Annotated in this window: 5 protein-coding genes; 3 read left to right on the forward strand and 2 right to left on the reverse strand. The window is 70.0% G+C overall.

Annotated elements, in window-relative coordinates:
* Positions 1 to 957 (reverse strand): acyl-CoA dehydrogenase family protein (locus CCN39_RS44600; RefSeq protein ID WP_086852862.1); only part of this gene is annotated, 957 nt, incomplete at its 3' end.
* A gap of 100 nt (positions 958 to 1,057) precedes the next feature.
* Complete coding sequence (locus CCN39_RS44605) at positions 1,058 to 2,263, reverse strand: low temperature requirement protein A (protein ID WP_086852864.1); 1,206 nt, start codon at positions 2,261 to 2,263, stop codon at positions 1,058 to 1,060.
* A 118-nt stretch (positions 2,264 to 2,381) separates the two neighbouring features.
* On the opposite strand from CCN39_RS44605, the gene CCN39_RS44610 reads away from it, so the two are divergent.
* From CCN39_RS44610 to CCN39_RS44620, 3 genes are all read left to right on the forward strand, one after another.
* Positions 2,382 to 3,293: an effector-associated domain 2-containing protein gene (locus CCN39_RS44610; RefSeq protein ID WP_086852866.1), complete on the forward strand. Its 912-nt coding sequence runs from the start codon at positions 2,382 to 2,384 to the stop codon at positions 3,291 to 3,293.
* 110 nt (positions 3,294 to 3,403) lie between these two features.
* Positions 3,404 to 4,894 carry a VMAP-C domain-containing protein gene (locus tag CCN39_RS44615; protein WP_244211300.1) on the forward strand — a complete coding sequence of 497 codons (1,491 nt, stop codon included), beginning with the start codon at positions 3,404 to 3,406 and terminating at the stop codon, positions 4,892 to 4,894.
* Entirely contained in the window at positions 4,878 to 5,969 is a 1,092-nt protein-coding gene (locus CCN39_RS44620) for an AAA family ATPase (protein ID WP_086852868.1), read from the forward strand. Before CCN39_RS44615 ends, CCN39_RS44620 begins: the two co-directional genes overlap by 17 nt.
* Positions 5,970 to 6,113: the final 144 nt, after the last annotated feature.

The raw sequence follows: 6,113 nt of genomic DNA on the forward strand, positions 1-6,113 counted from the left end.
GGCCTTCGCGGTGCCCGCGGCCAGCGCCGCCCAGCCGAGCCGCGACAGCCGGACGACCTCGGCGAAGACGTCCGCCTTGCCGCCGCCGAGCAGCGCGCCCGCGGGCAGGTTGACCTGCTCGAGGTGCAGCTTGCCGGTCGCGGCGCCGCGCAGGCCCATCGCCGGCTCGGCCTCGATCGACACCCCGGCGTTCGACGACTCGACGAGGAACAGCGCCGGGCCGCGGCCTTCGAGGTCGGCCGACACGATGAACAGTTCTGCCTGCGTCGCCCGCGGGACCAGCGACTTCACGCCGTCGAGCTGGTAGCCCTTCGGGGTGCGGCGCGCCTTCGTGGCGGGCTTGAAGGGGTCGTAGAGCGCTTTCTGCTCCTGCAGGGCCAGCGCCGCGGCCGGGACGTGCTCGCCGGTGAACGCGGGCAGGTAGTCGGCCTGCTGCTGCTCGTCGCCCCAGCTGACCAGCGCGGTGCTGACCGCGGACGGCGCGAGCACGGCCACGGCCAGGCCGAGGTCGCCGTGCGCAAGCGCTTCCGCGACGAGCGCGTTGGTCACCACCGAGCGTTCCGTGCCGATGCCGCCGAGCTCCTCGGGGATGCCGACCAGGCTGATGCCCAGCTCGGCGGCCCGGCTCAGCAGCCCTTCGGGGGCCTCGAGCTTGGCGTCGGCGTCCGCGGCGGCCGGCCGCAGCTGCTCGGCGGCGAACTCGGTCACCGTCTCGACGATGAGCTGCTGGTCCTCGGTCGGCGTGAGGTCGAACAGCCCGGTGTCGGGGGCCGGTGTGAGCCGGGCGGGCTTGCCCAGCTTCTGCACCGACTTGAACGACCGGGTCGCCGCGCCGGCGACGCGGAAGCCGTTGCGTGTCCCGGCGGTGACCAGGCCCTCGAGGGGCTTGCGCAGCCCGGCCCGATCGACGACCTTGCTCCCGGCCAGCCGGGTCAGCGCGGACAGGCCCCAGCCCATCGCGTCCCGTTTCCTTGGCGCAGCCATGTGGCCCTCCATCCCGTTACCTACTCGCGAGTAGGTTAACCCGGGAGCCGGGATAGCGCCAGTGCGGGGTCGGTCAGGAGTGCGCGGTGTGCACTTTCCTGCGCCACTCGGCGAACCGGATGCGCTCGAAAGTGATGAGCCCGAGCACCAGCGCGGCGGCGATCAGCGGCAGCGCGGCGGCGGGCACGTGCTCCAGCGCCGGTGTCGCCGCGACGAGCAGCACCCCGAGGACCAGCCGCTGGACGTTCCAGCTGCCGAGGTTGCGCTTGCGCAGGGCGCTCAGCGCGATCAGGTAGAGCGCGAGGCCGCCGGTCAGCGTCCAGATCGGCACGCCGTGCAGTGCTTCGCCGGGGGTGTGGTGCTCGGTGTCGGCGATGTAGAGGAACGCCTTCTTCAACCCGAGGGCGACCAGCACGATGCCGGCGATCAGCGGCAGGTGCAGGAAGGTGTAGGAGTCGGTGGCGAGCTTCGTGCGCTCGGTCCCGGTCGCCTGGGTGAGCCGGTGCTCGGAGACCCGCGCGACGACGTCGAAGTAGGTCCACCACATCCCGGCGGCCAGCGCCAGCCCGCACACGGCGGCCCCGGCGATCAGCCAGGACATCGGCAGCGCCCCGATTCCGATGCCGATCGCGACGATCGATTCGCCGAGCGCGATGATCACGATGAGCCCGAACCGCTCGGCGAAGTGCGCGGGCGCGTTCAGCCGCCACCCTTCCGGCCCGGCGAGGTAGACGTTCAGGTAGTCGACGAGCAGCGCGACGACCCACAACCCCAGCTGCCAAGGCCCGCTCAGGAACGCGGCGACGCCGAGCAGGACGACGCTGGGCAACAGCCCGACGAACATCTTGAGCAGCACCCGCCGCAGCCCCGGGTCGTGTTTCGCCGCGCCCAGGTACGCGACGAGGTGCAGCAGCCGCACGAGCGCGTAGCAGACGACGAACAGCGCGGGCGCGAACAACCCGCCGGGGTGGTCGACGAAGGCTTCCGGGATGGTCAGCGACACCAGGAACATCACCGTCATCGCGCCGAACATGGCCAGCCGGGCGATCCCGTGGTCGACGTGGATGGTGTTGCCGAGCCAGGCGTAGCTGCACCAGCACCACCACAGCACGGCGAGCATGGCCACCCCCTGCCCCACCCCGGTGGGGCTCAGGTGGTCGGCCATCAGCTGGGTGACCTGGGTGATGGCGTAGACGAAGACCAGGTCGAAGAAGAGCTCGATGGTGGAGACGCGGTGGTCCTCGTCCGCGTTCACCAGGTGCAGGCGTGTCGTGGGCACGCCGAATTATGGACGAAACAAGGTCAAGAAGGTCCGGTTTCGGCGTAACGCCCTGCGCGAACATGGCCGAGTGTGCATGGGTCTGGGACAATGTGCCAGGGACGTGGGGAGGTGGGTCGTGCATTCCTATGCGGCCGCGCACCACAAGACGATCATGGCCGTCGACATCGCCGGCTACAACGACCCCAAGCGGACGACAGCGCACCGGCTGGTCGTCCACGAGGGGTTCTGGAAGCTCATGCGCACGGCCTTCGCGGACGCCGGGATCCCCTGGGACACGCTCTTCATGGAGAACACCGGCGATGGCGTGATGATCCACCTGCCCACCGACGTGGCGAAGGCGGATCTGGTGGCCGAGCTGCCCGACCGGATGCTGGCCGAGTTGCGCCGGTACAACGACGTGCACGCCGACGAGGCGAACGTGCGCCTGCGGATGGCTCTCCACGCGGGCGAGGTCTACCAGGGAAGCCACGGAACGGTCAGCGACGCGAACAGCTACGCGTTCCGGCTGCTGGACGCGTCCGCGGTCAAGGACGCGTTGAAGGAGTCGAAAGCCGTGCTGGCGCTGGTCGTCTCGAACACGTTCTACCAGGACGTCGTTCGCGCGGACCCGGCGGCGGACGCGCTCTCGTACCGCCGGATTCCCATCGAGAACAAGGAAACCAGGACCGAGGCCTGGCTGCGGCTGCTGGGCGCGGCCGTGAACGGGTTCCCGGTGGCGGTGCCCGCTTCGCCCGCGGTCGCGGACTTCCCGGCGCTCGTGGAAGCGCTGCTGGCGGTCCTGAGCGTGCGCAAGGCGGAAAGCCGGCAGCTGCTGCTGGAGCTGTTCCCCCGCAGGGAGATCGCCGACCTCGTGCCCCACCACGCCGAAGACCGCCTGCACGTGATCGCGCTGGCGCGCACGTGCCTGCGCTTCGACGGCGGGCTGCAGGATCTGCTCGACACGATCAGAACCGTCGAGCCGGGATCGCCGCAGGTGGTGGCCCTGGCCGCGATCATCGGCCAGTGGCCCGAGCGGTCGGCGTGGTAAGCGGCCGGCCGGTCTTTCGGGGTGTCGCGTGTCAGCTTTTTGCCCTTTTGTGATTACGCCGAACAGGTAAACTCACGATCTTCGGTGCGCTTCTCGGGGTGGAGGTGAGGGTGAAGCAGGGGCATCCCGGCCTGGGTATCGCGGTCCGCAAGGCAGTGGTGGACGTGCTCGTGGTGGCCGGGTTCGCCGACGACAAATCGATTCGCACCCTGATGGTGAGCGAACTGCGGGAGGCGCTCGACCACCCGTTCACCTTTTCGGACCAGTTGACCGGCCGCGACCAATTGATCGAAATAGTTTCCGCGTGCTGCCGTCTCGCGGAAGGGCTGAACGCGCTGGCGGACGTGATCGAATTCCTCCGTCCCGGCAGCAAGGAGTGCGCGGAGGTGCGCACCCTCGTGACGTCGGTCCGGATGCACGAAGTCGTCCCGGAGGCCGAACAAGAAAAACTGCGCGAACGGTTGGCGGGTTTCGCACCACCGGGGCTCGGCATGGCTGTCCGCCGTGCCGCCCGCTACGTCTCCCCGCCACCGCGCTTCGAAGACGCGTCCGCGGCGTTTTCCGGGCTCGCCGATTTCAACGCGGGGCCCGGTGAACTGCCACCCCTGCTGATCTTCGTCGAACTGATCGCCGCCGAATGCGACGACGAGCTCGCGGCGGAATTGCGCGGCTGGTCCGACGGGCAGGTGCGGCGGCTCCGCCTCGGGGACGCCTTGGCGCAGCTGCGGGCGGAGCTGGCCGCCGCCCGCCCGGCGCCGGGCACGCTCCACCTCATGATCGTCGTGCGCCCGGACCCCATCGAGGACGACCTGTACGAGCTTTCCTGCTGGCGGCAGGAAGATCCGGACGACTGGTCGCTGTCGAGGGGCGAGGCCGCGCTGGTGCGCGAAAGCGAGCTGGAGCGCCGCGTCGACGTGCTGATCGCCGAGACCGAGCAAGCCTGGTCGGAGGTGGTGTCCGACGTCGTGGTCGAGTTCGTCCTGCCGCGTGCGCTGCTGAACCTGCCGGTGCATTCCTGGGCGACCGAGCGTGCTTCCGGCGCGCCGAAACCGCTCTACCTCAGCTACCAAACGGTCGTGCGGTCACTGGAACGGATGAGTGCCCCGCGCTGGCACCGCGTCTGGCGGCAACGGTGGGAGTCGTGGGTCAGCGATCCTTCGTTCGAACGGGTGTATTTCTGCCGGGCCGGTGACCGTCGCGATCCACTTCGGCTCGAGGCGATATTGAGTCACGAGCAATGGGCGATGACGGTGTTGACCGAATCGCCGCCGGTCAGCGCGATCTCCGGTCAGGATGAGCTTTTGCCGGCGTTGCGGACCGGGGTCCCGGTCATCGTCTGGCACCCCTCGGCCCCTTCGGAAGTCGTGCGCGAAGTGGTAGCCTTACTCGCCGAAAGCAGTGGTGGATTGGGGGATTTGCCCGCACTGGTAAGGGAGTCTCGGCTGGACGCGCTTCGGAATCCGCCGTCGTCGGGCGATGGCGGAGCACTCACGGACCTGGTGGTGCTATGGGACGATCCGAATCGATTGCTTCCCATTGGCGAAACCGGGATCGTGGTGCACCCCGAAGGAGGTGCCGACCAACGTGACCGAGCTTCCTGACAACCGGGCCGGCGGGCCACCGCACCCGGACAGCCCACCCGATTGGTGGATCTACCGCGGGACCGGACGGCCGCTGCACGACGTCCGGCTGGCCGACCGGCTGCCGGATCCGCCGCCGTGGCGCACGTTCCGGGGCGCCACGCTCCCGGAGCGGGACGTCTTCCCGCCGGACGACGGCGAGATCGAGCGCAAGCTGGGCACCGAGCTCAGCTATTCCGCCCGCGACGTCGACCCGCACGAAGCGGAGATGGTCAACGCGGCGCTGTACCTGCGCCGGCCGCTGCTGGTCACGGGCCGTCCGGGGAGCGGCAAGTCGTCCCTGGCCTACCGGATTTCGCGGGAGCTGGGGCTGGGGCGCGTTCTCCGCTGGGCCATCACTTCGCAGACCACGCTGCGGTCCGGGCTGTACGACTACGACGCGATCGGCCGCGTGCAAGCCGCGGCGGCCTGGAAGGAACTCTCCGGGGCGGGCACCGGAGCGCAGGGCGAGGTGCCGATCGGCGAGTTCGTCCGATTGGGGGAACTGGGCACGGCATTCCTGCCCCGGCGGTTGCCGCGCGTGCTCCTGGTCGACGAACTGGACAAGTCGGAGTCGGACCTGCCGCACGATCTGCTCGGCCTGTTCGAGGACGGCGAGTTCGTGATTCCCGAGCTGGCCCGGGACGCGCGCCGCTCGACGTCGGCGGAGGTGTTCACGGCGGATCCCGGCTTCACGGCCGAGATCCAGCACGGCCGCGTCCGGTGTGCGGCGTTCCCGATCGTGGTGATCACCAGCAACGGTGAGCGGGAGTTCCCGCCCGCGTTCCTCCGGCGGTGCCTGCGGCTCGAGACGCGTGAGCCGGACGCCGGCCAGCTCGCGGCGATGGTGGCGGCGCACGCCCTGGACGCCGACGGCGGCCGCGCCGGACTGATCGAAGACTTCATCGCGCGCAGCGCGGCGGTCGGTGGCCTGCCCGCGGACAAACTGCTGGACGCGGTCTTCCTGGCCACCTCGGGTGCCTACCGGCCGGAGGACGGCGCGTGGCCCCGGCTCGTCGATTCCCTCTGGCGGCAGCTCAGCCAGCAGGTGCCGTGAGATGCCGGAGCGGCCGGACCCCACTGCGGGCGACCACGACCTGACGTGGACCGAACTCGGCGACGGCCTGTGGCTCATGGCGGCCATCGGCACGACCCCGCCCGCCGCGGGCGGGGTCGTGCCGATGGCCGCCATGAGCCACAG

The organism is Amycolatopsis kentuckyensis, from assembly GCF_002155975.1.
GTDB classification, from domain to species: domain Bacteria; phylum Actinomycetota; class Actinomycetes; order Mycobacteriales; family Pseudonocardiaceae; genus Amycolatopsis; species Amycolatopsis kentuckyensis.